22 protein-coding genes and 1 riboswitch are annotated in these 25,849 nt (G+C 72.0%); of the genes, 6 read left to right on the top strand and 16 right to left on the bottom strand.

Annotation, left to right across the window (positions count from 1 at the left end; all coding sequences use genetic code 11):
• Positions 1-358: 358 nt before the first annotated feature.
• The 3 genes from ACFRFC_RS32205 to ACFRFC_RS32195 all read right to left on the bottom strand — a co-directional run bounded on the left by ACFRFC_RS32205 (position 359) and on the right by ACFRFC_RS32195 (position 3,828).
• Positions 359-1,180, bottom strand: a complete 822-nt coding sequence (locus tag ACFRFC_RS32205; protein WP_382693135.1) for a polyprenol monophosphomannose synthase — start codon at positions 1,178-1,180, stop codon at positions 359-361.
• Between the two features lie 548 nt (positions 1,181-1,728).
• Complete coding sequence (locus ACFRFC_RS32200; protein WP_382693134.1) at positions 1,729-3,318, bottom strand: amidohydrolase; 1,590 nt, start codon at positions 3,316-3,318, stop codon at positions 1,729-1,731.
• A gap of 69 nt (positions 3,319-3,387) precedes the next feature.
• Positions 3,388-3,828, bottom strand: coding sequence for an Lrp/AsnC family transcriptional regulator (locus ACFRFC_RS32195; RefSeq protein WP_382693132.1), 441 nt, complete (start codon positions 3,826-3,828; stop codon positions 3,388-3,390).
• A gap of 278 nt (positions 3,829-4,106) precedes the next feature.
• Here ACFRFC_RS32195 and ACFRFC_RS32190 point away from each other — a divergent pair, with 278 nt between their 5' ends.
• Positions 4,107-4,544 (top strand): hypothetical protein, encoded by a 438-nt coding sequence (locus ACFRFC_RS32190; protein ID WP_382693129.1) that lies wholly within the window; start codon positions 4,107-4,109, stop codon positions 4,542-4,544.
• 1,001 nt (positions 4,545-5,545) lie between these two features.
• Here ACFRFC_RS32190 and ACFRFC_RS32185 read toward each other — a convergent pair.
• Positions 5,546-6,715: an acyl-CoA dehydrogenase family protein gene (locus ACFRFC_RS32185; RefSeq protein WP_382693127.1), complete on the bottom strand. Its 1,170-nt coding sequence runs from the start codon at positions 6,713-6,715 to the stop codon at positions 5,546-5,548.
• Between the two features lie 330 nt (positions 6,716-7,045).
• Between ACFRFC_RS32185 and ACFRFC_RS32180 the strand changes: the two genes are divergently transcribed.
• Positions 7,046-8,296: a glycoside hydrolase family 18 protein gene (locus ACFRFC_RS32180; RefSeq protein ID WP_382693125.1), complete on the top strand. Its 1,251-nt coding sequence runs from the start codon at positions 7,046-7,048 to the stop codon at positions 8,294-8,296.
• Between the two features lie 137 nt (positions 8,297-8,433).
• Here ACFRFC_RS32180 and ACFRFC_RS32175 read toward each other — a convergent pair whose 3' ends face one another.
• The 3 genes from ACFRFC_RS32175 to ACFRFC_RS32165 all read right to left on the bottom strand — a co-directional run bounded on the left by ACFRFC_RS32175 (position 8,434) and on the right by ACFRFC_RS32165 (position 10,941).
• The gene (locus tag ACFRFC_RS32175; RefSeq protein WP_382693124.1) at positions 8,434-9,135 is read right to left on the bottom strand and encodes a TetR/AcrR family transcriptional regulator; all 702 of its coding nucleotides are present in this window, start codon (positions 9,133-9,135) and stop codon (positions 8,434-8,436) included.
• A gap of 99 nt (positions 9,136-9,234) precedes the next feature.
• Positions 9,235-9,384: an SCO1431 family membrane protein gene (locus ACFRFC_RS32170; RefSeq protein WP_382693122.1), complete on the bottom strand. Its 150-nt coding sequence runs from the start codon at positions 9,382-9,384 to the stop codon at positions 9,235-9,237.
• Between the two features lie 198 nt (positions 9,385-9,582).
• The gene (locus ACFRFC_RS32165; protein ID WP_382693146.1) at positions 9,583-10,941 is read right to left on the bottom strand and encodes a peptidase C39 family protein; all 1,359 of its coding nucleotides are present in this window, start codon (positions 10,939-10,941) and stop codon (positions 9,583-9,585) included.
• Positions 10,942-11,146: 205 nt separating this feature from the next.
• Between ACFRFC_RS32165 and ACFRFC_RS32160 the strand changes: the two genes are divergently transcribed.
• Positions 11,147-11,863 (top strand): uridine kinase, encoded by a 717-nt coding sequence (locus tag ACFRFC_RS32160; protein ID WP_382693119.1) that lies wholly within the window; start codon positions 11,147-11,149, stop codon positions 11,861-11,863.
• A 487-nt stretch (positions 11,864-12,350) separates the two neighbouring features.
• A complete protein-coding gene (locus ACFRFC_RS32155; protein ID WP_382693117.1) occupies positions 12,351-14,228 on the top strand; it encodes an AAA family ATPase in 1,878 nt (625 codons plus the stop codon).
• 69 nt (positions 14,229-14,297) lie between these two features.
• Here the strand turns inward: ACFRFC_RS32155 and ACFRFC_RS32150 are convergent, their stop codons facing one another.
• From ACFRFC_RS32150 to ACFRFC_RS32110, 9 genes are all read right to left on the bottom strand, one after another.
• A complete protein-coding gene (locus tag ACFRFC_RS32150) occupies positions 14,298-15,350 on the bottom strand; it encodes a hemolysin family protein (protein WP_382693114.1) in 1,053 nt (350 codons plus the stop codon).
• Positions 15,347-16,672, bottom strand: coding sequence for a hemolysin family protein (locus tag ACFRFC_RS32145; RefSeq protein ID WP_382693111.1), 1,326 nt, complete (start codon positions 16,670-16,672; stop codon positions 15,347-15,349). Before ACFRFC_RS32145 ends, ACFRFC_RS32150 begins: the two co-directional genes overlap by 4 nt.
• Before the next feature lie 224 nt (positions 16,673-16,896).
• Complete coding sequence (locus tag ACFRFC_RS32140) at positions 16,897-17,385, bottom strand: PH domain-containing protein (RefSeq protein WP_382693144.1); 489 nt, start codon at positions 17,383-17,385, stop codon at positions 16,897-16,899.
• A 68-nt stretch (positions 17,386-17,453) separates the two neighbouring features.
• Positions 17,454-18,302: an ATP phosphoribosyltransferase gene (gene hisG, locus ACFRFC_RS32135; RefSeq protein ID WP_382693110.1), complete on the bottom strand. Its 849-nt coding sequence runs from the start codon at positions 18,300-18,302 to the stop codon at positions 17,454-17,456.
• Between the two features lie 48 nt (positions 18,303-18,350).
• Positions 18,351-18,623 (bottom strand): phosphoribosyl-ATP diphosphatase, encoded by a 273-nt coding sequence (locus tag ACFRFC_RS32130; protein WP_382693108.1) that lies wholly within the window; start codon positions 18,621-18,623, stop codon positions 18,351-18,353.
• A 13-nt stretch (positions 18,624-18,636) separates the two neighbouring features.
• Positions 18,637-19,143, bottom strand: coding sequence for a 6,7-dimethyl-8-ribityllumazine synthase (gene ribH / locus ACFRFC_RS32125; protein ID WP_382693105.1), 507 nt, complete (start codon positions 19,141-19,143; stop codon positions 18,637-18,639).
• Positions 19,144-19,198: 55 nt separating this feature from the next.
• The gene (locus ACFRFC_RS32120) at positions 19,199-20,494 is read right to left on the bottom strand and encodes a bifunctional 3,4-dihydroxy-2-butanone-4-phosphate synthase/GTP cyclohydrolase II (RefSeq protein ID WP_382693103.1); all 1,296 of its coding nucleotides are present in this window, start codon (positions 20,492-20,494) and stop codon (positions 19,199-19,201) included.
• Positions 20,491-21,132 carry a nicotinamide riboside transporter PnuC gene (locus ACFRFC_RS32115; RefSeq protein WP_382693100.1) on the bottom strand — a complete coding sequence of 214 codons (642 nt, stop codon included), beginning with the start codon at positions 21,130-21,132 and terminating at the stop codon, positions 20,491-20,493. Before ACFRFC_RS32115 ends, ACFRFC_RS32120 begins: the two co-directional genes overlap by 4 nt.
• On the bottom strand, positions 21,129-21,767 hold the full coding sequence (locus tag ACFRFC_RS32110) for a riboflavin synthase (protein ID WP_382693098.1): 639 nt from the start codon (positions 21,765-21,767) through the stop codon (positions 21,129-21,131). Before ACFRFC_RS32110 ends, ACFRFC_RS32115 begins: the two co-directional genes overlap by 4 nt.
• A gap of 152 nt (positions 21,768-21,919) precedes the next feature.
• Positions 21,920-22,050: riboswitch (FMN riboswitch) on the bottom strand.
• Between the two features lie 353 nt (positions 22,051-22,403).
• Here ACFRFC_RS32110 and ACFRFC_RS32105 point away from each other — a divergent pair.
• Positions 22,404-24,698 carry a chitinase C-terminal domain-containing protein gene (locus tag ACFRFC_RS32105; RefSeq protein WP_382693096.1) on the top strand — a complete coding sequence of 765 codons (2,295 nt, stop codon included), beginning with the start codon at positions 22,404-22,406 and terminating at the stop codon, positions 24,696-24,698.
• 119 nt (positions 24,699-24,817) lie between these two features.
• Positions 24,818-25,702, top strand: coding sequence for an RNA polymerase sigma-70 factor (locus ACFRFC_RS32100; RefSeq protein WP_382693095.1), 885 nt, complete (start codon positions 24,818-24,820; stop codon positions 25,700-25,702).
• Positions 25,703-25,849 lie beyond the last annotated feature (147 nt).

The raw sequence follows: 25,849 nt of genomic DNA, 5'->3' as shown, positions 1-25,849 counted from the left end.
GCCTCACCACACCTGCGAGGCCGACTCCTCCACGGGTCGACACGGCCTCACCACACCTGCGAGGCCGACTCCTCCACGGGTCGACACGGCCTCACCACACCCACGAAGCCGACTCCTCCGCAGGGCGACACGGCCTCACGACACCTGCGCGGCCCGCCTGAGCCCCAGGCCGACGCCGCCCAACGACGCCCACGGACCCGATCCCTCCACCGGGCAAGGCCGCCTCACGACACCCGCGGAGCGAGACCGCACCGCAGGGCGACACGGCCCAACGAAACCCGCGTGCCCGCCGCCTCCACCAGGCAACGCCGCCTCACAACACCCGCGGAGCGAGACCGCACCGCAGGGCGACGCAGCCTCACGGTGTCGGTCGCCCCGGCGGCTCGACGGGGCGGCCCGGGCGGCCGACGATCCTTCCCGCGCGCTCCCCCACGCCCCACAGCGTCACCCGCCACAGCGCCTCGACCAGGATGTCCCGGTTCATCTTGGAGTCGCCCAGCTCGCGATCGACGAAGGTGATGGGGACCTCGACCACGTGGTAGCCGGCCTTGATGGCGCGACGGGCGAGGTCGACCTGGAAGCAGTAGCCCTGCGAGGCCACGTCGGCCATGCCCAGTCCCTGGAGGGTCTCGCGGCGGAAGGCGCGGTAGCCGCCGGTGACATCGCGGATGGGGACGTCCAGCAGGACCCGGGAGTACAGGCTGCCGCCGCGCGAGATCAGCTCGCGGGTGCGCGGCCAGTTCACCACCCGCCCACCGGGCACCCAGCGCGAGCCGAGCACCAGGTCGGCGCCCTTGAGCGCGGTGAGCAGCCGGGGCAGTTCCTCGGGCTGGTGGGAGCCGTCGGCGTCCATCTCGATCAGTACGCCGTAGTCGCGCTCCAGGCCCCACCGGAAGCCCGCGAGATAGGCGGCGCCAAGGCCCTCCTTGCTCCTGCGGTGCAGTACGTGGACCCGCTCGTCCTCGGCGGCCAGCTCGTCGGCGAGTTTGCCCGTGCCGTCGGGGCTGTTGTCGTCGGCCACCAGGACATGCGCCTCGGGGACCGCCTCGCGCACCCGGCGGACGATGGACTTGATGTTCTCCGCCTCGTTGAAGGTCGGGATGATCACCAGAGCCGTGCCGAGCGGCCCGAAACGCCCGCTCTGGGCCGGTGTGACCGGCGTCCCGTCACCGTCGTTCACTGCTGCCCCTTCGAGTCCGTACGCAGGCGTCCACCATAGTGGCCGCGGCCTGCGATGACGTGACAGCACGTTGGTATGCCCGGCGCGAATCCACAAGAGCCGTGCCCGAGCGCGCGCGGGGGAGATCGCGCGCGGGCGCCGCGGGGACGGCGGATGGGGGCCCGGCACCCTTCGGGCCGGCCCGGCACCCGCTGGCTGCGGATCGACCGAAAGCCGTTGTCTACTGAGCGGCCGGACCCCATCCGGGTCACACCTGCCGACCGGCCGGAACGTTCCCTCGCTGTGGCGCGGGCACTGCGCCTGGCTCCCGTGGCCGGTGCCCCGGTTCGGTACCGGCCCTGACCCAGTGGCGCCCCGGCGAGCGTGCGGACCCTCCCCGGTCGGGCGTCCGGTGGTGGACCCGGCCGAACCTACCCGCCCGGGGCGGCCGGATGTCAATACCTCTCACGACCTGCGGGTCTTAACAGTTCGCGGCGGTGGGCGGCCAGGACACGCAGGTCGTACGACGGGGCGGCGGGGCGGGGAGCGCCGCCCGCGGCCCCGGGAGATCACTCGCCCGGCCGTACGAACACCGTCCGTCCGCCGACCACCGTGCGCAGACAGACCGGCAGTTCGGTGCCAGGGGTGAGGTCGGGCAGGCCGGGGGTGCCGGAGCGCGGGTCGGTGGACCAGCGGGCGACCCGGTCGTCGGGGGCCTGCACGATCAGCTCGCCGGTGCGCCACACCGCGTAGTCGGCAGGCGCGCCCGGCACCAGCACCCCGGCGTCGTCGCGCCCGACCGCCCGCCAGCCGCCCCGCGTGTGCGCCGTGAAGGCGGCGCGTACGGAGATCCGGTGCTCCGGCGTGCGGTGGAAGGCGGCGGCGCGGACCGTGCCCCACGGGTCGATCGGGGTGACCGGGCTGTCGGAGCCGAGGGCGAGCGGGACACCGGCCCGCAGCAGGGCGGCGAAGGGGTTGAGGGCGCGGGCCCGCTCGGCGCCCAGGCGTCGGGCGTACATGCCGTCGGTGCCGCCCCACAGGGCGTCGAAGGCGGGCTGGACGGAGGCGGTCAGGCCCAGTTCGGCGAAGGCGGCGATGGTGTCCGGGGTGAGCAGTTCGGCGTGCTCGACGCGGTGCCGGGCGGCACGGACGCGAGCGAGGCCGACCTTCTCGGCGGCGGCGCGCGCGCCCTCGACCACGGACGTCACGGCGGCGTCGCCGATCGCGTGGAAGCCCGCCTGGAGACCGGCCTCGGTGCAGGCGGCGACATGGGCGGCGACGGCCCCGGCGTCGAGGTGGGCGATGCCGGTGTGCGGGGCGTCGGCGTAGGGGGCGTGCAGACAGGCGGTGTGCGAGCCGAGGGCGCCGTCCACGAACAGGTCCCCGGCGGCGCCGAGCGCGCCCAGCGCGCGTGCCTTGTCGACGTCCTGCTCGGCCCAGTAGCCGACGACCCGCGGGCCGGGCTCCTCGGCGGCGAGCCGCAGCAGGCCGGTGAAGTCGTCCTCGGAGGAGATGTCGGGACCGGCGCACTCGTGCAGGGAGCCGATCCCGAGCGAGACGGCGTGCGCGAGCGCGGCGCGCTGGGCCTCGGTGCGCTGGGCGTCGGTGACGGCGGCGAGGGCGGCGGCGCGCACGGTGTGGTGGGCGGCGGCGGTCAGCGGGACGTCCTCGCGTGGTACGTCCCCGGCGGCCAGGTCGAGCAGGGCGGTGCTGACCACCGCCGAGTGGACGTCGATACGGCTGAGGTAGAGCGGCCGGCCGCCGGTCGCCTCGTCCAGTTCGGCGCGGGTCGGGGGGCGCCCGCCGGGCCAGCGGGACGCGTCCCAGCCGTGGCCGAGCAGCACGCGGTCGCCGGGGCGGGCGGCGGCGAACTCCCGTACCCGGGCCAGGGCCGCGTCCAGGGAGGCGGCGGAGGTCAGATCGAGGCCGGTGAGGGCGAGGCCGGTGGCGGTGGTGTGCACATGGGCGTCGGTGAACGCCGGGGTGACCAGTGCGCCGTCGAGGTCGATCACCTCGTCCACGCCGTCCGCGAAGGCGTCGGCGGCGCCCTCGGAGCCGACCCAGGCGATGGCGCCGTGCTCGACGACCATCGCGGTGGCGAAGGGATCGGCGGGGCTGTGGACCTCACCGCGGCGCAGCAGAACCGTGCGTTCACTCATGCCGGACAGTTTCTCTCCCGCCGGGGAGGGCGACGCCATCGGGGCAGCTCCGGGGGCGCCCGGCGCGGGCTAGATCTTCGGCGGTCGCGCCTCGTACGGCGTCGACAGCACCACCGTCGTCCGGGTCGACACGCCCGCCAGCGAGCGGAGTCGCGCGAGGAGTTCCTCCAGCTCGTGCGGGGTCGCCACGCGGACCTTGAGGATGTAGTTCTCCTCGCCCGCGACGCTGTGGCACGCCTCGATCTCGGGGACCCCGGCGAGGCGGTCGGCGATGTCGTCGGGGGCGCTGGGGTCGAACGGTTTGACCGAGATGAACGCGGTCAGCGGCAGTCCGACGGCCTCGGGGTCGACCACGGCGGCGTAGCCGCGGATGACGCCACGCTGTTCGAGCCGGCGCACCCGCTGGTGCACGGCCGACGTGGAAAGGCCCGTGGCCTTGCCCAGGTCTGTGTAGCTCATTCGCCCGTCCTTGACGAGCAGCTGCACGATATGACGGTCCAGCTCCTCCATGGCGGAGAACCTACAGTGCCGTTGATCTCCACGGATAGCTGAGAGGTACAGGTCATGCCCTGTTCGTGATGTGCGCGGGAGCGATCGGTGAGCCGCCGGGGGCCGTCGGGCCGGTCGCTTTCACTGTGGCGGGCACCTGCGGACGGCATGTGACGAACACCACAAGCCCTCAGAGCCCTTCGTGATGGTCTCGTGATTACCCGGAAGAGCGGACGGGAAGTGCTTGCTGTGGTCGAGGCCGCAGCGCCTTCACGGCCCAGCCCGAGGGGGAGAACCCAATGCAGAGTCTTAAGCGCCCTGGTCGCACCGCGCCCAAGCGGCAGCAGCCGGTCCTGGAGATCGTGCCGGAGGGCGTCGATTCCGACGACTTCGACGCGGAGGAACTCGACGCGTACGACACCTTCGAGATGTTCCGGGTGATCTGCCCGGACTGCGCGCAGCCCATCGCGCTCCTGGCGGACGAGGAGTTTCTGCCGGAGCACGCGCTGTGCGTCTCGCCGTGGAACCCGTTCGGCCTCACGGTCTGCGCGGGCACCGGCCGGCAGGCCGCCGACGCCCGTCCCGCCGACGAGTCCGTCGAGCCGCAGGAGCAGGACACCGCCCTGCTGCTGACGCTTCCGCAGGGGCTCGACTGGCGGACCCAGCCCTTCTCGCACGTGGGCGGTCCGGGCTCGCGCCCGATGCGCGTCCCGGTGATGCGCCGCCACGCCGCCTGAACCTTTCTCCACCGCGTCCGACGCGACGTCACACGGCCCGCACGGCCCGCCCCGACGCCGGGTCCGCCGTCCCTCCACTCCATCCCGGTCATGCCCGTCCACCACGGCCCGCAGGACGCCGTGGTGGGGATCAGGCTGCCCCGGGACGGCGACCGCAGCGCGGTACGCCTGCGGCGGGCCACACGCGGCATCACACTCGCGTGCCGCGGCCAGGCATCCAGGGTGGGGACGTGTCCTCCAGGACCGCATGGCGCGCACGGTGGTCCCGGACCGGCCGAGGCAGCGCCGCCGCACCCCCGGGGCGGGCCGGGCAAGTCCGCCGCCCGGATGGGTACTTGGCCGTACGGCCGAGCCGGTACGCCGACCTGGCGACCTCCGGCTCCTCCTGCACGGCCTCCGTCGCAGCGCGGCACCGTGATGTCGCCGTGCTCGGCGTTCGCCCAGGCGCGGTACCGGCGGGGCGGCCTCGTACGGCATCCATCGCGACCCCAAGCGACATTCATCACGGCGCGCCACCGGGACGCCGCTGCGCTCGGCGCCCGCCCAGGCGCGGGGCGCGTCGCGGCGGGCTTTGTCGTACCCGGGGAGGACGACGTACGCCCCCCGTCGCGGCGCGCACGGCACAGCGGTCGACGGCGAGGAGCAGGGACCCGCGCTACGGGCGGGAAGCCCGGCGTGTCGTGCTGACGAACTCACGGTCGATTCCGGCGTTCGGTGACCTGTCCCCGGTCGGGCGCGTTGCCCTGGTATGACCCCCAGACAGTCCACGACCGGGCGTCAGCGCCAGATTTTTGTACCGGTCCCCGCAGAATCGGTTCCGCGCGGCCCGCACGCGCCTCGTGCCCCCCAGCGGTACGTCCCGCTGTCGCCGCAGCAGCACCAGGACCCGCCGATCTTCCGGGAGTTGATGCTCACCTGGGAGCATCGCGGGCGCACCCTGCCGGGGCGCCACGATCCGGAGTGGGTCCGGCTCGCGGCGCCGCAGGTCAGGGCGGGGCAGTTCAGCGGGTCTCGGGACCCGCAAGGTGGCGGGCGATGACCATCCGCTGGATCTGATTGGTGCCCTCGACGATCTGGAGCACCTTGGCCTCGCGCAGATAGCGCTCGGCCGGGAAGTCGGCGGTGTAGCCGTAGCCGCCGAGAATCTGCAAGGCGTCGATGGTGACCTTCATGGCCGTGTCCGTGCAGTGCAGTTTGGCCATGGCCGCCTGTTTGGCGAACGGCAGGCCCGCGTCGCGCAGCCGGGCCGCCGCGAGGTACAGGGCGCGGCCCGCCTCGATCTGGGTCGCCATGTCGGCGAGCAGGAACCGCAGCCCCTGGAAGTCGGCGATGGGCCGCCCGAACTGGCGCCGCCCGGCCGCGTACGCCACGGCCTCGTCCAGCGCCGCCTGGGCGACACCGATGGCGCAGGCCGCGATGCCGAGCCGCCCGGAGTCCAGCGCGGCCAGGGCGATGGCGAAACCCTGGCCCTCCTCGCCGATCCGCCGACTGTCCGGAACGCGTACGCCGTCCAGGTGGATCTGGGCGGTCGGGGAACCCTTCATGCCCATCTTCCGCTCGGGCGCCGCCGCGCTCAGGCCCTCGGCGTCGCCGGGCACCAGGAAGGCGGTGATCCCGCGGGCGCCCGGCTCGCCGGTGCGGGCCAGCACGGTGCAGAAGTCGGCGATCCCGCCGTGCGTGATCCACGCCTTGGTGCCGGTGATCGCCCAGCCGTCGCCGTCCCGGACCGCCCGGGTGCGCAGCGCGGCGGCGTCGGAGCCGGAGGAGGGCTCGGAGAGGCAGTACGCGCCGAGCAGGCCGCCGCCGAGCATCGCGGGCAGATGCTCGGCCTGCTGTTCCTTGGTGCCGTCGGCGGCGAGGGCGTAACAGGCGAGGGAGTGGACGCTGACGCCGAGGCCGACGGTCAGCCGGGCGGCGGCGAGTTCTTCGAGGACCTGGAGGTAGACCTCGTAGGGCTGGTCCCCGCCGCCGTACTCACCGGCGTAGGGCAGGGCGAGCAGGCCGGAGCGGGAGAGCAGGGTGAAGACCTCGCGCGGGAAGCGTCCGGCGTCCTCCTCCTCGGCCGCCTTCGGGGCGATCTCGCGGGCGGCGATGTCACGGACCAGCGAGATCAGCTCGCGGGCCTCGTCGGTGGGCAATTGCCGGTCCACCGGCTGGGCGCGGTCGGGCATGGCGACGCTCTCCTCCCTCGCGGGCACTGCGGCGGGCGTCGCCTCGGGTGGTGGCCGCTCCGCCGGGTTTCCCTGCGCCGGCCGAGGTCATCGCGCTCCCGGGTCACGGAAGCGGCTGACCGGCGGCTGCGCGCTGTGAGTCTGCCCGATCGGGCAGACGGCGTCACTTGTTGACGACCGCTCACCCCAGGAAACCAACTGTGGCCGAAATTGGTCCGAACCATTGACCCGACTGGTCTAGTCCTCCTAAGGTTCCGGTCAATCGCCGCATCTTCGCGTTCATGCCAATCGGCCCGCGCTCTCTTCCCCCTTTCCTCAGGAGACCTCTCGATGCGATCCCTCCCCCGCCCCCGCGTCAGATTCAGGGCGCTCGTGGCAGCGGTGTGTACGACCGTTCTCGGCGCCGGACTGCTGGCCGGGGCGGGCACCGCCACGGCGAAGTCCGAGCCGGCGGCGGCCAAGGCGCCGTCCGGCCAGAGCTCCGACAAGGTGATCGGCTACTACACCGAGTGGGGCACGTACGGCCGCGACTATCTGGTCAAGGACATCGTCACGTCGGGCTCCGCGAAGAAGCTCACCCACATCAACTACGCCTTCGGCAACGTGGTCGACGGCAAGTGCACGATCGGCGACAGCTACGCGGCGACCGAACGGGCCTACACCGCCGAGGAGTCGGTGGACGGGGTCGCGGACACCGCGGACCAGGCGCTCAAGGGCACCTTCAACCAGCTGCTCGAACTGAAGAAGAAGTACCCGCACATCAAGGTGCTGTACTCGTTCGGCGGCTGGTCCTGGTCCGGCGGCTTCGGTGAGGCCACGCAGGACCCGGCCGCGTTCGCCGAGTCCTGCTACGACCTGGTCGAGAACTCGCAGTGGAAGAACGTCTTCGACGGCATCGACATCGACTGGGAGTACCCGAACGCCTGCGGTCTCACCTGTGACACCACCGGCCGGGAGTCCTTCCCCGCGCTGATGAAGGCCGTGCGCGCCGAGTTCGGCAAGCGCAACCTGGTCACCGCCGCCATCACCGCGGACGCCAGCGCCGGCGGCAAGATCGACGCCGCCAACTACGCGGGCGCCGCGAAGTACGTCGACTGGTACCTGCCGATGACGTACGACTTCTTCGGCGCCTGGGCCGCGGCCGGCCCGACCGCGCCGCACTCGCCGCTCACCGCCTACCCCGGCATCCCCAACGCCGACTTCAACGCCGCGGCGACCATCGCCAAGCTGAAGAGCCTCGGCATCCCGTCCTCCAAGCTGCTGCTCGGCATCGGCTTCTACGGCCGCGGCTGGACCGGCGTCACCCAGGCGGAGCCCGGCGGCACGGCGACCGGGCCGGCGACCGGCACGTACGAGGCCGGGTTCGAGGACTACAAGGTCCTCAAGGAGACCTGCCCCGCGACCGGGACGGTGGGCGGCGCCGCGTACGCCAAGTGCGGTGACGACTGGTGGAGCTACGACACCCCCGGCACCATCAACACCAAGATGAAGTACAAGGACCAGCAGGACCTCGGTGGCACCTTCTTCTGGGAGCTGAGCGGCGACACCGCCAACGGTGAGCTGATCAAGGCCATCAAGTAACACGCACCACGGACACTTGGGGCGGGGATCGGCGGATCCCCGCCCCAAGGCTGTTCCGGCCCCCCGGCTGTTCCGGCCCCGGTGGCGAGGCTCCGGCGGTCGGCTCCCGTAAGCCGATCAGCCCTCCGGGAACCCGCTCAGCCCTCCCGGGGCGCGGGCACCCCGTCCCGGCGGGCGGGGCCGGGGGCACGGTGGGAGGGGTCCATCTCCTCCACCGCGCGGAGGGTGCCGCCGAGGGTCTTGACCAGCAGCCGGCACATCGCGTCGCGGGTCAGGACCGGGCGGGCGATCCAGTCGAGGACGGCCCCCTCGACCCCGCAGATCCAGCTGATCAGCGCCACCCGGGCGACCGGCGCGATCTCCCGCCGCCCGTAGGCGCCCTCGGCGATGGTCTCGACGATCGCCTCGCGCACCCCGTCCCGGATGGCCTGCACCTCGGTGTCGAAGCCGACGCCGCCGCTGACGATCGTGCGGTACGCGGCCTGGTGGTGCTCGGCGTAGCGCAGATAGCCGTCGATGGTGCGGTGCACCCGGTCCACCGGGTTGCGGTCCGGGCCACCGGCGGCGGAGGTGACCAGCTCGGACACCGCGTCCTGGATGATCGCCAGGTAGTAGCCGCGCTTGGACCGGAAGTAGTAGTAGATCAGGCCCTTGGCGACCCCGGCCTGGCGGGCGATGTCGTCCATCGACAGGGCGTCGTAGGACGTGTCGGCGAACAGCTTCCGCCCGATGGCGATGAGTTCGGCCCGGCGGGCCAGCGAGCGCTCGGTGCCACGGGCCCGGGGACGGGAGGCGGCGTCACGCCGCTGACTGGTACTCACATTCGACCCTGGTCTCATCCGGGCTGCGGGAGTGAGCAGTATGCCAGGTCGGTCCGCGCCGGAGATCAAGGACGCGGAAACGGCCGGTCACGCCGCACGGCATCGCCGGGCGCGGGATCAGACCAGGCCGAGCTGGGTGATCAGCATCGCGACGACCACGACGAGGGTCCAGCCGACGAGGTGCTCCACGATCTTGGGGCCGTCCGCCCTGGGGCCGCCGGTACGGGTGCGGGCACCGGCTCGGGTGGTGCTGGAGTGCGCGGTCATGGGCAGTCTCGCTCTGGTCGTGCGGGTGGTGGTCTCCCCCGTCGGCGGCTCGCCGATCCGTCCACTGTGCCACCGCCGGCGACCGGCGCGGCGGAGAGCTTGGTCACAGGCGGACGCCCCCGGCCGGGCGGCGCAGGGCGTCCACCGAACGACCGGCAGCCCGATCGACCTTCTGATCAGCCGCTGGTCAGCGGCCGGTCAGCGCACCCCCACCGCCGCGAGCGCCGTGCGCTGCCGGGTACTGAGGCGGGCCGGGAAATAGAGGTAGCAGACCCCGCCGGTGCCGGAGGCCACCTTGCCGGAGGCGTTGTAGCGCTTGGTCCGCAGCCAGATGTTCTCCCACTCGCGCCGCCGGTAGACCCGCCGTACGGCGTCATTGCCGGGCGAGGCCGGGTCGTTGGCGATCACATCGCCGTCGGCGGTGAAGCCGATCACCGTCATCAGATGCCCGGCGGTGCCGTACCCGGCGCCGGTCAGCTCCGACTCCAGGAAGGACTGGGAAGTGATGACCGGAATGCCCGCCTCGATGAGGGTCTCCACGTCCGTGAGCGAGCCCAGCCGAGTCACCACGCCCTGGAGCCCGTCGAAGGTGGCGGCATAGGCGGCGTTGAACGGCCAGTTGCCGCACCCCGCGTACTGGTGGTCGTAGGTGTGGCGGGCCGCGTGGCACACCTGCGGGTCGGTGTAGGCCGGGTCGACCCAGGACAGCTGCTCCTCGGTGAGCCCGCCGCCCCAGTATTCGATGATCATCTGCGAGGAGGTGGGGCTGCACCAGGCCTCGCCGCCGTTGTCGTACTGCGGGTACCGGCCCTTGTGGATCTCCTGGGAATAGCGCGGCACGGTCAGTTCGGCGGCGAGCGCGGGCACGGACGCCGGGACGGTGAAGCGGTCGGGGACGTCGGAGCCCAGCGCGCCCGCCCGCCACACGGTCGGGGTGAGCCGGGTGCCCGGCCTGCGGTACAGGGTGAGCCGCAGCCGGTACGAGGCCAGGCGCAGGCCGGACGCCGGGTCGTCGATCCCGAAGGTGTCCGTCGAGACGCTGCTCCTGCCGTCGCTCTGGTCGTCCAGGGAGGTCCGCCGGATGTCCTCGTCGCCTGCCGCCCAGCGGCCCATCACGTACCAGGGTGTCTCCGTGCCGTCCGTGTACGTGCCGGTCAGCTCGGTCTGGAGCCAGGTGCCGGGCGTGGTGTGCGCGTTCCAGGACACGATGACCTCGGTGGCGGGCACGATGAGCGGGTGCACGGGCGAGGTCCAGGTGCCGTACTCCCAGGCGGCGGTCGTCCCGGTGTGCGGATCCCGGTGGTCGACGGTGCCCGCCGGGGTGGCGAGCACCAGGCCGGGACGGTCCCCGGACACCGCCGAGGTACCGCGCGCGACACCGGAGCACCAGTCGTCGTACGAGATCCAGGCCCGATTGTCGACCGGGCGGGCCGGAGCGCCGCCGCCGTCCCCGCCGCCGCGGGGGGCGGCGGAGGCGGACCCGGCGCCGCCCGCGACGGCGGCGGCCACGGTCGCTGCCAGAACGGTTCTGCGGGACGGCTCTTCGGCACGGCGGATATCGGCACGGCGCATGGGTGTGCGACCCCCAGGAGTCCGGGACGGGCGCGGCCGGTCCGACCGCGTGGGGCAACTATGGCCGCCGGGGAGGGGCGCGGCCAGCACCCGCGAGCGTGTGCCGGGCACCAATATTGGTTCAGTCCATTGGCATGTCCCGGGTGGCCCTGTTCGGCTCCGCCCGGCCCGTACCAGCGATGATGGTGAGATGCCCCGCCCGAATGACACCGGCCGCACCACCCGGCCCGACCTGTCCCACCCGTCTGGCCCGCCCGGCCCATCCGGCCCTTCGGAGGGATCCCCCCTGTCCACCCTCGCCGGCACCCTGCGCGCACTCCCGCCCTCCTGCGGCCCCGTGCGGCTCATCGCGGTGGACGGGCACGCCGGTTCCGGGAAGACCACCTTCGCCGGGCGGCTGGCCGAGGCGCTGGGCGGCGTGCCCGTCCTGCACCTGGACGACATCGCCAGCCACGCCGAGCTGTTCGGCTGGACCGGCCGCCTGCTGGACCAGGTGATCGCTCCGCTCGCCCACGGCGAGGACGCGCGCTACTCCCCCTACGACTGGCACGCCCGCGCCTTCGGCACCCCGAGGGCGCTGCCCGCCGCGCCGGTGGTGATCGTCGAGGGGGTCGGCGCCGGCCGGCGCGCGCTGCGCCCGTATCTGGCGCGGCTGCTGTGGATGGACGTACCGCACGAGACGGCGTGGGCGCGGGGGCGGACGCGGGACGGGGCGGAGCAGCGGGAGTTCTGGTCCGGGTGGGTCGCCGCGGAACGGCGGCACTTCGCCGAGGACCCCTCGCGGCCCCACGCCGAGGCGCTGGTGCGGCAGTTGCCCACGGGGTACCTGGTGCTGCCGGGGTCTGTGATGAGTGCAGGTCCAGACCAGATTGTGACCGAGGGTGACGACTCCACGCCAATGTGTTGAACTTGTGAAGACCCTTGCGCCCCAACTTGTGCCGGTGCCTCAACTCGGCTTGACCCAAGGGCCGTACAGGACTTACGTTCTCAATGTGCGGCCAATCGAGGCCGCCCCAGGACGCGAAGCCCCCGGTTGTTCCCCCGTGATCGGGGGCTTCGTTCTGCCCTCCCCCTCTTTTCCCCCTCGTTTTCGGCGTTTTTCGTGCGCCAGGCGCTGATTCCCGCTCACCCTCGGTCACCGCGTGCGCCGTGCCGTGTCCGCTCGGCTCCGCGCCGGGTCTGCCGGGTCTCTGCTCCCACCTCGCCGAATGGCCTGTGCGGCACCCTACGGCGGGCCGTGCCGCCGCGGGTACCATGCCCTCGGTGCGGCCTTCGGACGGCTGCTTCGCGCACCTGGCAACTCCGGTCCGCGGCACAGCGGTTGGCGGGGCCGACGGCCACCGGGCGACGGCCCGGTGGGACACCGACGGGGGCACGGTTTGTGGGGGGACGTGATGGACTTCGGCACGCAGGGCGGCCCCGAGGCCCCGGCCGATCTGGCCTGGCTCAGAGGCGTGGACGCCTACACGATGGGCGCCTATCCGCAGGCCGAGGAGGAGTTCCGGACCGCGGTCAGGATCGACCCCGGCATGGCGGACGGCTGGCTGGGACTGCACGCGCTGCGGGTCGACACCACGACCGCGCTGCTGCGGATGTACCGGCACCAGGACCGCTTCGGCGAACAGCGCACCCGGCACCGCCGGACACTCAACTCCTGGTACTGGCTGGGCTGGTGGGTGCAGCCGGTACTGGAGAATCCGCGTGATCTGCTGCTCGCGCACGCCTCGCACTGGCTCGACGGACGGCATGTCCCCGAGCTGGACCGGGCGCTCGCCGGGCTCCCGCCGGTCGACACCGACCCGCAGGTGCGCTTTCTGCACGCCTGCCGGTCATATCTGGTCAAGGACTGGGAGCAGTTGGTACGGCACACCGACCCGCTTCTCGGCGATCAGCTGCTCGGTATCGAGGCGGGCCTGTTCGGCGGGATGGCCCGGGTCCGCCTTGAGATGTACGGACAGGCCGAGCCGCTGCTGTCGGCGGCCCTGATGCGCTGCCGCAGCGAGCAGCCGCAGCGCAAGGAGCTGCGCTACTGGCTGGCGCGGGCGCACGAGGGCACCGGGCGCAGCGCCGCCGCGCTCCCCCTGTACCGGGCGGTGCACCGGGTCGACCCCGCGTTCATGGACACCTCGGCCCGGCTCGCCGCGATCGCCGAGGGCGACGGGTACGACGACGCGGACGGGCTCGCGGCGCTCACCCTGACCAGCGCCGGGCCGGACGGCTTCGACGGGGACGGGCTGGATCCGCTGTTCGGCGGCGAGGACCGCAATCTGAAGCTGACCGAGCCGGTCGGTCCGGGCGGTCCGGCGCCGGCCGGGCCGGTGCCGTCGGTGCCGGACCCCGTGGTGCGGGCCAAGTCACCGGGGCCCGAACAGCCACTGCCGGCCGGGCCGACCGATGCCGCGTTACTTGACGAGGCGCTCGCCGAGCTGGAGCGCATGGTCGGCCTTGAGCCGGTGAAACGGCAGGTCAAGGCCCTGTCGGCACAGTTGAACATGGCCCGGCTGCGGGCCGGGCAGGGGCTGCCGGTGCAGCCGCCGAAACGCCACTTCGTCTTCTCCGGCCCCTCCGGCACCGGCAAGACCACCGTCGCCCGCATCCTGGGCCGGGTCTTCTACGCCCTCGGCCTGCTCGGCGGCGACCATCTGGTGGAGGCCCAGCGCGCCGATCTGGTCGGCGAGTATCTGGGCCAGACCGCCGTCAAGGCGAACGAGCTGATCGACTCCGCGCTCGGCGGTGTCCTCTTCGTCGACGAGGCGTACTCGCTGTCCAACTCCGGCTACGGCAAGGGGGACGCGTACGGCGACGAGGCGCTCCAGGTGCTGCTGAAGCGGGCCGAGGACAACCGCGACCATCTCGTGGTGATCCTCGCCGGGTACCCGGAGGGCATGGACCGGCTGCTCACGGCGAACCCCGGACTGTCGTCCCGCTTCACGACGCGCGTCGACTTCCCCTCGTACCGCCCCCTGGAACTCACCTCGATCGGGGAGGTGCTCGCGGCGGAGAACGGGGACGTGTGGGACGAGGAGGCGCTGGACGAGCTGCGGTCGATCGCCGGGCACGTCGTCGACCAGGGGTGGATCGACGAACTGGGCAACGGGCGGTTTCTGCGCACGCTGTACGAGAAGAGCTGCGCGTACCGGGATCTGCGGCTGTCGGGATACCCGGGCACACTGTCCCGGGACGACCTCGCGACCCTCCGGCTGCCGGATCTGATGCAGGCGTACGGAGAGGTGCTGTCGGGTCGGGGACCACAGGATCCGTCCGCTTTGTGACACCTTCGCCGCGGGCGGGGGACGTGGAGCACCCCCGCCCCCCGCACCCCCGCCCGCGGCGACCGCGACCTACGTGGCGAGCACCTGCTCCGGCAGTCTCGCCGCCGGGTGGGCCGGGTCGGTCACCTCCCCGACCAGCAGTTCGAGTACGTCCTCCAGGGTCACCACGCCGAGCACCTTGCCGGACGCGTCCGCGACCTGGGCCAGATGGGTGGCCGCCCGGCGCATCACGGTCAGGGCGTCGTCCAGGGGGAGGTCCGGGCGCAGGGTCGTCATCGGGCGCCACACCTGCTGGGGGACCGCCCGCGCCGAGTCCTCCTCGTCGAGCACGTCCTTGACGTGGATGTAGCCCATGAAGGCGCCGTCCTCCACCGCCACCGGGAAGCGGGAGTAGCCGGTGCGGGCGGTGAGGCCGACGATCCGGGCCGGGGTGACCGACGGGTCGACCGTCACCAGGCAGTCGCGGGCCAGCAGGACGTCCGTCACCGGGCGGGAGCCCAGTTCCAGAGCGTCCTCCAGGCGTTCCTGCTCCTCGGGGTCGAGCAGTCCGGCCTGGCCGGAGTCGCCGACCAGGCGGTTGAGCTGTTCGCTGGTGAAGACGGCCTCGACCTCGTCCTTCGGCTCCACCCGGAACAGCCGGAGCACGGCCTCGGCGCAGGCGCCGAGCGTCACCGTGATCGGCCGGCACAGCCGGGCGAAGGCGACCAGGCCGGGGCTCAGCCACAGGGCTGCCTTCTCGGGGGCGGCCATCGCCAGGTTCTTCGGGACCATCTCGCCGATGACCAGATGGCAGAAGACCACCACCGCGAGCGCGATGACATAGCCCAGCGGGTGGATCATCGCGTGCGGGAGATGTATCCAGGCGAACAGCGGTTCCAGGAGATCGGCCACGGTCGGTTCGGCCACCGCGCCCAGGGTCAGCGAGCAGACCGTGATGCCGAACTGGGCGGCGGCCATCATCTGCGGCAGATGTTCCAGGCCGTACAGGACCTGGCGGGCGCGGGCCGTGCCGAGGGGTTCGATCTGGCTGCGGCGGACCGAGATCAGGGCGAACTCGGCGCCGACGAAGAAGCCGTTGGCCAGCACCAGCAGCCCGGCGAAGAGAAGCTGGAGCACGCTCACCGGGCCGCCTCCAGCACCGGCGCGGCCTGCACCAGGCGGACCCGCTCGGCGCGGTAGTGCCCGACCTGGCGTACGGCCAGTCGCCAGCCGGGCAGCTCGGTGCGGTCGCCGACGGCCGGGATCCGGCCCAGCAGATCGGCGACCAGCCCGGCGACCGTCTCGTAGGGGCCCTCCGGCGGCTGGAGGCCGATCTTGCGGAGGGTGTCGACGCGGCAGCTGCCGTCGACGTCCCAGGCGGGCCGGCCGTCCTCGGGCGGGGCGGGACACAGCTCGGGCAGGTCCTGGCCGTCGTGCTCGTCGCGGACCTCGCCGACGAGTTCCTCGACGATGTCCTCCAGGGTGACCACCCCGGCGGTGCCGCCGTACTCGTCGACGACGACCGCGATGGGCTGCTCGCTGCGCAGCCGGGCGAGCAGCGGCCGTACCGGCAGGGACTCGGGGACCAGCAGCGCGGGGCGGGCGATCCGGGCGACCGGGGTGCGCAGCCGGTCGTGGGCCGGCACCGCGAGGGCGTCCTTGAGGTGGGCCATGCCTTCGATCTCGTCGATCCGCTCCCGGTACACGGGGAACCGGGACAGGCCGGTGGCGCGGACCAGGTTGACGACGTCCTCGGCGGTCGCCGACGCCTGGAGCGCGGCCACCTTCACCCGGGGGGTCATCACATGCTGGGCGGTCAGCCCGCCGAGGGACAGGGTGCGCACGAACAGGTCGGCGGTGTCCTGTTCCAGGGTGCCGGCCCGGGCGGAGTGCCGGGCCAGGGAGACGAGTTCGCCGGGGGTGCGGGCGGAGGCCAGCTCGTGGGCGGGTTCGAAGCCCAGGGCGCGGACCAGCCGGTTGGCGACCGCGTTGAGACCGGCGATGACCGGCCGCAGGAGGCGGGCGAAATGGTGCTGCGGTCCGGCCACGAACCGGGCGACCTCAAGGGGGCGGGACACCGCCCAGTTCTTCGGTACGAGTTCGCCGACCACCATCTGCACGGCGGACGCCAGCAGCATGCCGACGACCACGGCCACGCCGGGGACCACCCCTTCGGGCAGGCCGGTGGCGAGCAGCGGGCCGTCCAGGAGCCGGGCGAGGGCCGGTTCGGCGAGCATGCCGACGACCAGGGAGGTGAGGGTGATGCCGAGCTGGGTGCCGGAGAGCTGGAAGGACAGCTCCTTGAGGGAGGCGACCACCGTGGCGGCGCGGCGGTCGCCGGTCGCGGCGGCCCGCTCGGCGTCCGGGCGCTCGACGGTGACGAGGCCGAACTCGGCGGCGACGAAGAAGCCGTTGGCGAGAATCAGCAGGAACGCGGCTGCGAGCAGCAGCAGGGGGAGGGTCATGATGCCGCCGCCTCGGCCTGGATGCCAGTGCGCCGGGCACTGGGTCGACAGGGGGCGGCGCAGGTACTACAGGACGATCCGTCCATCGCCGGAGGGGGTCACTCCTCGGGTAGCAGGAACCCCCGCGCGCCGGGCGGCGGCGCAGGGGCGGGGGCGCAGCGAAACGCCTCCACCACCAGATTAATCACGACACCTGTGACCGCGGCAGGGTGGACGCGGCCCGGTCAGTCGTGCGCCGCGCCGGCCGGGTGTCCGGAGCGGTCCTCGACCAGGGCGCGCAGGGCGCGCGCGTCGGCGATGGCCTGCTCCTTCGCGATGCCGGGCTGGATCCCGATGACGGCGAGGCTGGTGCCGTCACTCAGATCGAGGAAGACCCACGGGTCACCGACGCGCAGATTGACCCCGACGATCTCGGCCCATGCCAGGCGGCGGCTGCCGGCGAAGTTCACGACGGTGACCCCGGTGGCGTCGGCGACGACCTTCGGGCGGGCCAGCACCAGCACCACACAGGACAGCATCAGCGCCGTGAACACGAAGCTGATCCGCTCGGCGGTGCTGAGCCGGTCGAGCAGCAGCGCCATCGCCGACACCACGAGGAAGATCGTGACGGCGGCGGTGAGCAGGACGGCCCGGGTGCGGGTGGGGCGGAAGGTGACGGGCAGGGGGCGCGTCGCGGGGGCGCTGGGCGTGGACACGGGGGTCTCCTCCGGCATCGCTGATTCCTGCGGCATCACGGTCTCCTCCGGCATCACGGTCTCCTCCGGCATCGCTGTCGCGCCCGTCAGAGCCGGCAGGCGTGGATGGCGGTGGTCAGGATGGCGCGGGCGCCGATGTCGTAGAGGTCGTCCATGAGCCGCTGGGCGTCCTTGGAGGGGACCATCGCGCGGACGGCGACCCAGCCCTCATTGTGCAGCGGGGAGATGGTCGGACCCTCCAGCCCGGGCGTGATCGCGACGGCCTCTTCGAGGTGCTCGGCGCGGATGTCGTAGTCCATCATCACGTACGTCCGGGCCACCAGGACGCCCTGGAGGCGGCGCAGAAACTGCTGCACCTTGGGCTCCTCGATGTCCGCGCCGGTACGGCGGATCACGATGGCCTCGGAGTTCATGATGGGCTCGCCGATCACCTCCAGGCCGGCGTTGCGCAGCGAGGTGCCGGTCTCCACGACATCGGCGATGACCTCGGCGACGCCGAGTTCGATGGCGGTCTCGACGGCGCCGTCGAGGTGGACGACGGAGGCGTCGATGCCGTTGTCGGCGAGGTGCTTGGCGACGATGCCCTCGTAGGAGGTGGCGACCGTCCTGCCGCTGAGGTCGGCGACGCCGCCCGCGATGCCGGGCTTGGTGGCGTAGCGGAAGGTGGAGCGGGCGAAGCCCAGCGGGAGGATCTCCTCGGCGCCGGCGCCGGAGTCGATCAGCAGATCGCGGCCGGTGACGCCGATGTCGAGGCGGCCGGAGGAGACGTAGATCGCGATGTCGCGGGGGCGGAGGTAGAAGAACTCGACCTCGTTGACCGGGTCCACGATCCGCAGTTCCTTGGACTCGCGGCGCTGCTGGTAGCCGGCCTCATGCAGCATGTCCGCCGCAGGCCCGGAGAGGGAACCCTTGTTCGGGACGGCGATGCGCAGCATGAGGTCGGCTTCCTTCGTGTGAGGCGGGAAAAGGGGGGTGCGGCTGGCTTACAGGTGGGCGTAGACGTCGTCCAGGGAGATGCCGCGCGCGACCATCATCACCTGCACGTGATACAGCAGCTGGGAGATCTCCTCGGCCGCCGCGTCCTTGCTCTCGTACTCGGCGGCCATCCAGACCTCGGCGGCCTCCTCCACGACCTTCTTGCCGATGGCGTGGACGCCCTTGCCGACGAGTTCGGCGGTGCGGGAGGTGGTGGGGTCGCCGTGGGCGGCCTTGTGCTGGAGCTCGGTGAACAGCTCCTCGAACGTCTTCTTGGACATGGTGGCGCCCACTTTACGCGCTGCGCCGACCGGTCTGACGGCCCGGTTCGGATACTGAGCGCAGGGCGGCCACCGTGGCCACGGCCGCGGTCACCGCCTCGTGGCCCTTGTCCTCGCTGGAGCCCGGCAGTCCGGCGCGGTCCAGGGCCTGGTCCTCGGTGTCGCAGGTGAGCAGGCCGAAGCCGACCGGGACGCCGGTGTCCACGGCGACCTGGGTGAGGCCCTGGGTGACGCCCTGGCAGACGTACTCGAAGTGCGGGGTGCCGCCGCGGATGACCACCCCGAGGGCGACGACCGCGTCGTAGCCGCGGCCCGCGAGGGTCCTGGCCACCACCGGCAGTTCCCAGCTGCCGGGGACCCTGAGCAGGGTGGGTTCGCCGATGCCCAGGTCGCGCAGGGCGCGCAGCGCGCCCTCCACCAGGCCGTCCATCACCTTCTCGTGCCACTGCGCCGCGATCACGGCGACCCGCAGGTCACCCACATCGCGTACGGACAGCTCCGGTGCGCCGTTGCCGCTCACGTTCCGCTGACTCCTCTGGTGTGGTGGTGCGTTCGGTTCGGTGGGTTCGGTGGGTTCACTGGTTGCCGCAGGTGGCCGCCGGGTCGGCGGGGGTGTCCAGCCAGGGCAGGTCGTGGCCCATCCGGTCCCGCTTGGTGCGCAGGTACGTCAGGTTGTGCTCGCCCGCGGTGACGGGCATCGGCTCGCGTCCGGTGACGGCGAGGCCGTGACGGACGAGGGCGTCGGTCTTGTCGGGGTTGTTGGTCATCAGGCGCAGGCTGCGCACGCCCAGGTCGGTGAGGATCTGCGCGCCCGCCGCGTAGTCCCGGGCGTCGGCGGGCAGGCCCAGCTCCAGATTGGCGTCCAGGGTGTCGCGGCCGTGCTCCTGGAGTTCGTAGGCGCGCAGCTTGGACAGCAGGCCGATGCCGCGGCCCTCGTGTCCGCGCAGATAGACCACCACGCCCCGGCCCTCGGCCTGGATGCGCTGCATGGAGGTGCGCAGCTGGGGGCCGCAGTCGCAGCGCAGGGAGTGGAAGACATCGCCGGTGAGGCATTCGCTGTGCATCCGGACCAGGACGTCCTCGCCGGCGCCGAGGTCGCCGTGGACCAGCGCCACATGCTCGACGCCGTCGGCGAGCGAGCGGTAGCCGTACGCCGTGAAGGTGCCGTGGGCGGTGGGCAGCCGGGTCCTGGCCTCGCGGCGGACGGTGGGCTCGGCGGCCCGGCGGTGGGCGATCAGGTCCTCGATGGAGATGATCGTCAGGCCGTGTTTGCGGGCGAAGGGGATCAGCTCGGGCAGCCGCAGCATCCGGCCGTCCTCGCCGGCGATCTCCACGATGGCGCCGGCCGGGCGCAGGCCCGCGAGCCGGGCGAGGTCGACGGCGGCCTCGGTGTGGCCGTTGCGGACCAGGACGCCGCCGGGGCGGGCGCGCAGCGGGAAGATGTGGCCGGGGCGCACGAAGTCGCCGGGCCCGGCGTCGCCGTGGGCGAGGAGCCGCAGGGTGGTGGCGCGGTCGGCGGCCGAGATGCCGGTGCTCACGCCGTGCTCGGCACCGGCGTCGACGCTCACGGTGAAGGCGGTCTTCATGGACTCGGTGTTGTCCTGGACCATCTGCGGCAGGTGCAGCCGCTCCAGTTCGTCGCCCTCCATGGGGGCGCAGATCAGGCCCCGGCACTCGCTCATCATGAAGGCGACGATCTCGGGGGTGGCCTTCTCGGCGGCGATCACCAGATCGCCTTCGTTCTCGCGGTCCTCGTCGTCGACGACCACGACGGGGCGGCCGGCCGCTATGTCGGCGATGGCCTGCTCGACCGGGTCGAGCCCGAAGTCCTCGAAGCCGTCGGTGGAGCAGAGGATCGGTGCCGTGGTCATGCCGGCGCTCCTTCCAGGACGGGCCGCGTCTCCTTGCGGGAGCGCAGCCACCAGTCGCGCATGCCCCACAGGACGAGTGCGCCGTAGATGACGTAGACGAAGCCGGAGAAGGCGTAGCCGTTCGCGAAGTTGAGGGGGACGCCGACGGCGTCGACGAGCAGCCACGCGAACCAGAACTCGACCATGCCGCGCGCCTGGGCGTACATGGCGACGACCGTGCCGACGAAAATGTAGGCGTCCGGCCAGGGGTCCCAGGACAGGCTGGGGAAGGCCGTGAAGAGCAGGGCGACGGCGACCGTTCCGGCGGCGGCGGTCGCGAGCATCGCGGCGCGCTCGCGCCAGGTGGCGAAGCGGACGGAGATCCGGCCGTCCCGGCCGCGGCCGGGCCCGCGCCGCCACTGCCACCAGCCGAAGAGGGCTACGGCCATGACGACCGTCTGTTTGCCCGCGCTGCCGGTGAGGTGGCCGTAGAAGGCGCCGAAGAGGATCAGGCCGGACAGGAACTGCACCGGCCAGGTCCACAGCGAGCGCCGCCAGCCGAGGGCGAGGGCGATCAGCCCGAGGACGTTGCCGATCATGTCCGACCAGATGATGTGCTGGCCGAACAGGGCGAACGCCTCGGAGTTCAGCCCGCTCACCGCTCCTCCCGGGGGGCGGTGGCGTCCCGGACCCGGTCGGTGCCCTGACCTGCGGCGAGCAGCCGCTCGACGTACTTGGCGATCACGTCGACCTCAAGGTTGACGGGGTCGCCGGGCTGCTTCACGCCGAGGGTGGTCAGGGCGAGGGTGGTGGGGATCAGGCTGACGGTGAAGTGGTCGGCGCCCGCGTCGACGACGGTGAGGCTGATGCCGTCGACGGTGATGGAGCCCTTCTCGACCACGTAGCGGGTCAGCTCGGCGGGCAGGGAGATCTGCACGATCTCCCAGTGCTCGGAGGGGGTGCGCGCGACGATCGTGCCGGTGCCGTCCACATGGCCCTGCACGATGTGGCCGCCGAGGCGGTCGCCGACGGCGGTGGGCCGTTCGAGGTTGACGCGGGAGCCGACGGCGAGCGCGCCGAGGCTGGAGCGCTTGAGGGTCTCGGCCATGACGTCGGCGGTGAACTCGTCGCCCTCGTGCTCGACGACGGTGAGGCAGACGCCGTTGACGGCGATGGAGTCCCCGTGCCGGGCACCCTCGGTGACGACGGGTCCGCGGAGCCGGAAACGACAGGCGTCGTCGAGGTTCTCGACGGCGGTGATCTCGCCCAGCTCTTCGACGATTCCGGTGAACACTTCCCGGGTCCTCCTGCCTCTTCGGGCACGGACTCCGGGGCTGTCGATGACGACAGACTTCGCGAACGAGAACACCGGCGGCGACGCCTGGGACGATCCGCCCGGACGACGGACGGAACTCTCGACGGCGACGCACTGGACACACTCGCTCGCCGCGCACTGCCTCCCATCCGGACTTTAACCGTCGGTCCAGGAATTTCACCTGGTCAACCGGCCGCTGGAGGCGACCGGGTCGCGGACTGTAACCGCCGGTTCGGACTTTCACCGACCCCGGAGTGCGCTGCTGTTGTTACTCAGCCAGTGTGCCACGGCAGCGCGACATCCATACGGGCGACGCTTTGTGGGCTGACTCACAAGGGCTGCCTGAAGGGAGTCTCAAGGCCGTCTCAAGGGTGCCTGAAGGGTGCCCGAAGGGGCTTCGCCGGGGGCCCCTCACCCGGGAACCTGCTGCCACGGCCCGCCGCCCCGGAATCACAGGCATCTCCCATCTTTCTCCCATCGCCCGCACACCTCCCCCACACAATCCCAGCTCAACTCGCCGCCGATCCCGGGCCATTGCAATTGGTCCATACCTATTGACGCAATGGTCTAGTCCTCTCTAGGGTCCGTCGCAACTTCCGTGGAGAGGAACCGACTGTGCCGTCCCCCTCACGCATCCCGTCCGCCGGCCGCGCGAGACCCGCCCTGCTCGCCGCCGCCGCAGCGGTCGCGGGTCTGCTGCTCGCCGGGCTCCCGGCGAATGTCTCGCACGCCGCCGACCAGGAGTCCTGTCGCCCCGACGGCCTCTACCGCACGCCCGGCGTCGAGGTGCCCTACTGCTCGGTCTACGACACCGAGGGCCGCGAGAAACTGGGCGCGGACCACCAGCGCCGGATCATCGGCTACTTCGCCAACTGGCGCACCGGCCAGGACGGCAGGCCCGCCTACCTCGCCAGCGACATCCCGTGGGACAAGATCACCCACATCAACTACGCGTTCGCGGGCATCGACTCGGCCAACAAGATCAGCATCGGCGCGGCCGGGGCGGACAACCCCAACACCGGCATCACCTTCCCCGGCGTCCCCGGCGCCGAGATGGACCCGGCGCTGCCCTACCAGGGCCACTTCAACCTGCTGACCAAGTTCAAGAAGCAGCACCCGGACGTCAAGACGCTGATCTCGGTCGGCGGCTGGGCCGACAGCGCCGGCTTCTACAAGACGACCACCAACACGGACGGCTCGGTCAACCAGGCCGGCATCGACACCTTCGCCGACTCCGCGGTCGAATTCCTGCGCACCTACGGCTTCAACGGGCTCGACATCGACTACGAGTACCCGACCTCCATGGTCAACGCCGGAAATCCCGCCGACTGGCCGGTGGCCAACGCCCACCGCGCCGGGCTGAACAAGAGCTATGCCGCCCTCATGAAGACCCTGCGCGAGAAGCTGGACCGCGCGAGCGCCGCCGACGGCAAGCACTATCTGCTGACCGTGGCCGCGCCCTCCTCCGGCTATCTGCTGCGCGGGATGGAGACCTTCCAGGTCCAGAAGTACCTGGACTACGTCAACATCATGTCGTACGACCTGCACGGCACCTGGAACGAGCATGTCGGGCCGAACGCCGCTCTCTACGACGACGGCAAGGACCCCGAGCTGGCGGCCTCCGGCATCTACACCACCACCCAGTACGGCGGGATCGGGTATCTGAACACCGACTGGGCGTACCACTACTTCCGCGGGTCGATGCCGGCCGGGCGGATCAACATCGGGGTGCCGACCTACACCCGGGGCTGGAAGAACGTCCAGGGCGGTACCGACGGGCTGTGGGGCAAGGCGTCCGCGACCACCTGCCCGGCCGGGTCGGGGCTGACCACGTGTGGTGACGGTGCCGTCGGCATCGACAACATCTGGCACGACAAGGACACGGGCGGGCTGGAGGCCCCGGCCGGGTTCAATCCGATGTGGCACGCCAAGAACCTGGAGAAGGGGATCGTCCCCGACTATCTGCCCCAGTTCGGGCTGCCCGCGGACACCCAGTTGACCGGCACGTACGTCCGCAAGTACGACCCGACCCTGGCCGCGCCCTGGCTGTGGAACGCCGAGAAGAAGGTGTTCATCTCCACCGAGGACGAGCAGTCCATCGGCGTCAAGGCCGACTACGTGGTCGACAACGGCCTGGGCGGCACCATGATCTGGGAGCTGGCCGGCGACTACGACTGGAACGCGGCCACGGGCCAGTACGAGGCCGGCGACACCCTGATCTCCCTGATGTACGACAAGTACAAGACGGCCACTCCCTACGGGGCCAAGAAGTCGGACATCGCGCTGCCCACCGAGGCGGTCAAGGTCGATGTGGAGTTCGGGCAGTTCCCGCTCGGGGACACCAACTACCCCATCAGCCCCAAGCTGAAGATCACCAACAACACGACGGCGACACTGCCCGGCGGCACGGAGTTCCAGTTCGACTACGCGACCTCCGCGCCGGACAACGCCAAGGACCAGTCCGGGTGGGGCACCTCGGTGGTCAGCAGCGGTCACACCGGCAGCAATGTCGGCGGCCTGAAGGGCGACTTCCACCGCGTGTCGCTGAAGCTCCCGGCCTGGCAGACGCTGGCGCCCGGCGCCTTTGTCGAGCTGGACTTCGTCTACTACATGCCGGTGTCGACGCCCTCCAACTGGACGGTGACCTTCGGCGGCAGGACCTACGCGCTGGCCGGTGACCTGGCCCGCGGCACCACCGTGATCGAGCCGGGCGGCGGTACGGGCGGCACCCCGACGCCGACCCCGACCGGCCCGTGCGTCCCGGCCGCGTGGAGCGCGACCGCCGAGTACGGCAGCAACACGGTCGTGTCCCACAAGGGGCACACCTGGAAGGCCAAGTGGTGGACGAAGGGCGAGGAGCCCGGCACCACCGGTGAATGGGGGGTCTGGCAGGACCAGGGGACCTGCTGACCCCGCACCACCCGACGGACCCGGCGGCGGTGACGACGGCCCTTGCCCGCCGCCGGGTCCCCCCAACCCCGTACGGCCCCCGGCGCGCTGCCCGGGGGCCGTTCTGGCAGGCTGGGTCCATGTCGACCGGCGTGGAAGTCTTCGAGAGCCACCGGCCCCGGATGTTCGGGCTGGCCTACCGGATGCTCGGCTCGGCCGACGAGGCCCAGGACATCGTCCAGGACGCCTATCTGCGCTTCAGCGGCGCCGACCACGACCGGATCGAGCACCCGGCGGCCTGGCTCGCCAAGGTCGTCACCAACCTCTGTCTCACCCGGCTGACCTCCGCCCGCGCCCGCCGTGAGCGGTACGTCGGCACCTGGCTGCCCGAGCCGGTGCTCACCTCCGACGGCACCCTCGGTCCGCTCGAATCCGCCGAGCAGCGCGACGCCGTGTCGCTGGCGATGCTGGTCCTGCTGGAGCGGCTCACCCCGAACGAGCGCGCGGTGTACGTACTGCGCGAGGCGTTCGGGTACGGCCACCGGGAGATCGCCGAGGTGCTCGACCTCGGCGAGGCCAACTGCCGTCAGCTCTACCGGCGGGCCGTCCAGCACATCTCCGCCGAGCGCAGCCGCTTCGAGCCCGCCCCCGAGCGGCAGGCGGAACTCGTCGCCTCCTTCCTCACCGCCGCCCGCGAGGGTGATCTCGCCGGTCTGGAGAAACTGCTCGCCGACGACGTCACCTGGTGGGGCGACGGCGGCGGCAAGGCCGTCGCGGCCCCCCGGCCCATCGAGGGCCGGCTCAAGGTCGCGCGGTTCCTCACCGGCGGCGGGCAGCGGCTCATGTCCGGCCTCCGCTACACGGCCGCGGAGATCAACGGCGGAAGCGCGCTGGTCGTCTGGGACGGGGAGCGGGTCGTGGCGGTCGCCGGGTTCGACATCCGGGACGGCCGGATCACCGACGTGCGGGCCGTGGTCAACCCGGACAAGCTGGAATTCGTACGGCGTCAGCTGGGCGCTTCCTAGGCGCCGGGTGCGCCGGTGTCGCCTTCGCGGGGGTCGACCTTCGCCCTCGCGGGGGTCGACCTTCGCCTTCGCGGGCGTCGACCTTCGCCTTCGCGGCGGGGCCGCTGTCACATCTGCGGGGGCCGTTCGGTCTGAACCGGCACAGGG

The organism is Streptomyces sp. NPDC056734, from assembly GCF_042790455.1.
GTDB lineage: Bacteria > Actinomycetota > Actinomycetes > Streptomycetales > Streptomycetaceae > Streptomyces.
Note: the sequence above shows the minus strand (reverse complement) of the source record. Positions and strands in the feature narration are given on the sequence as shown.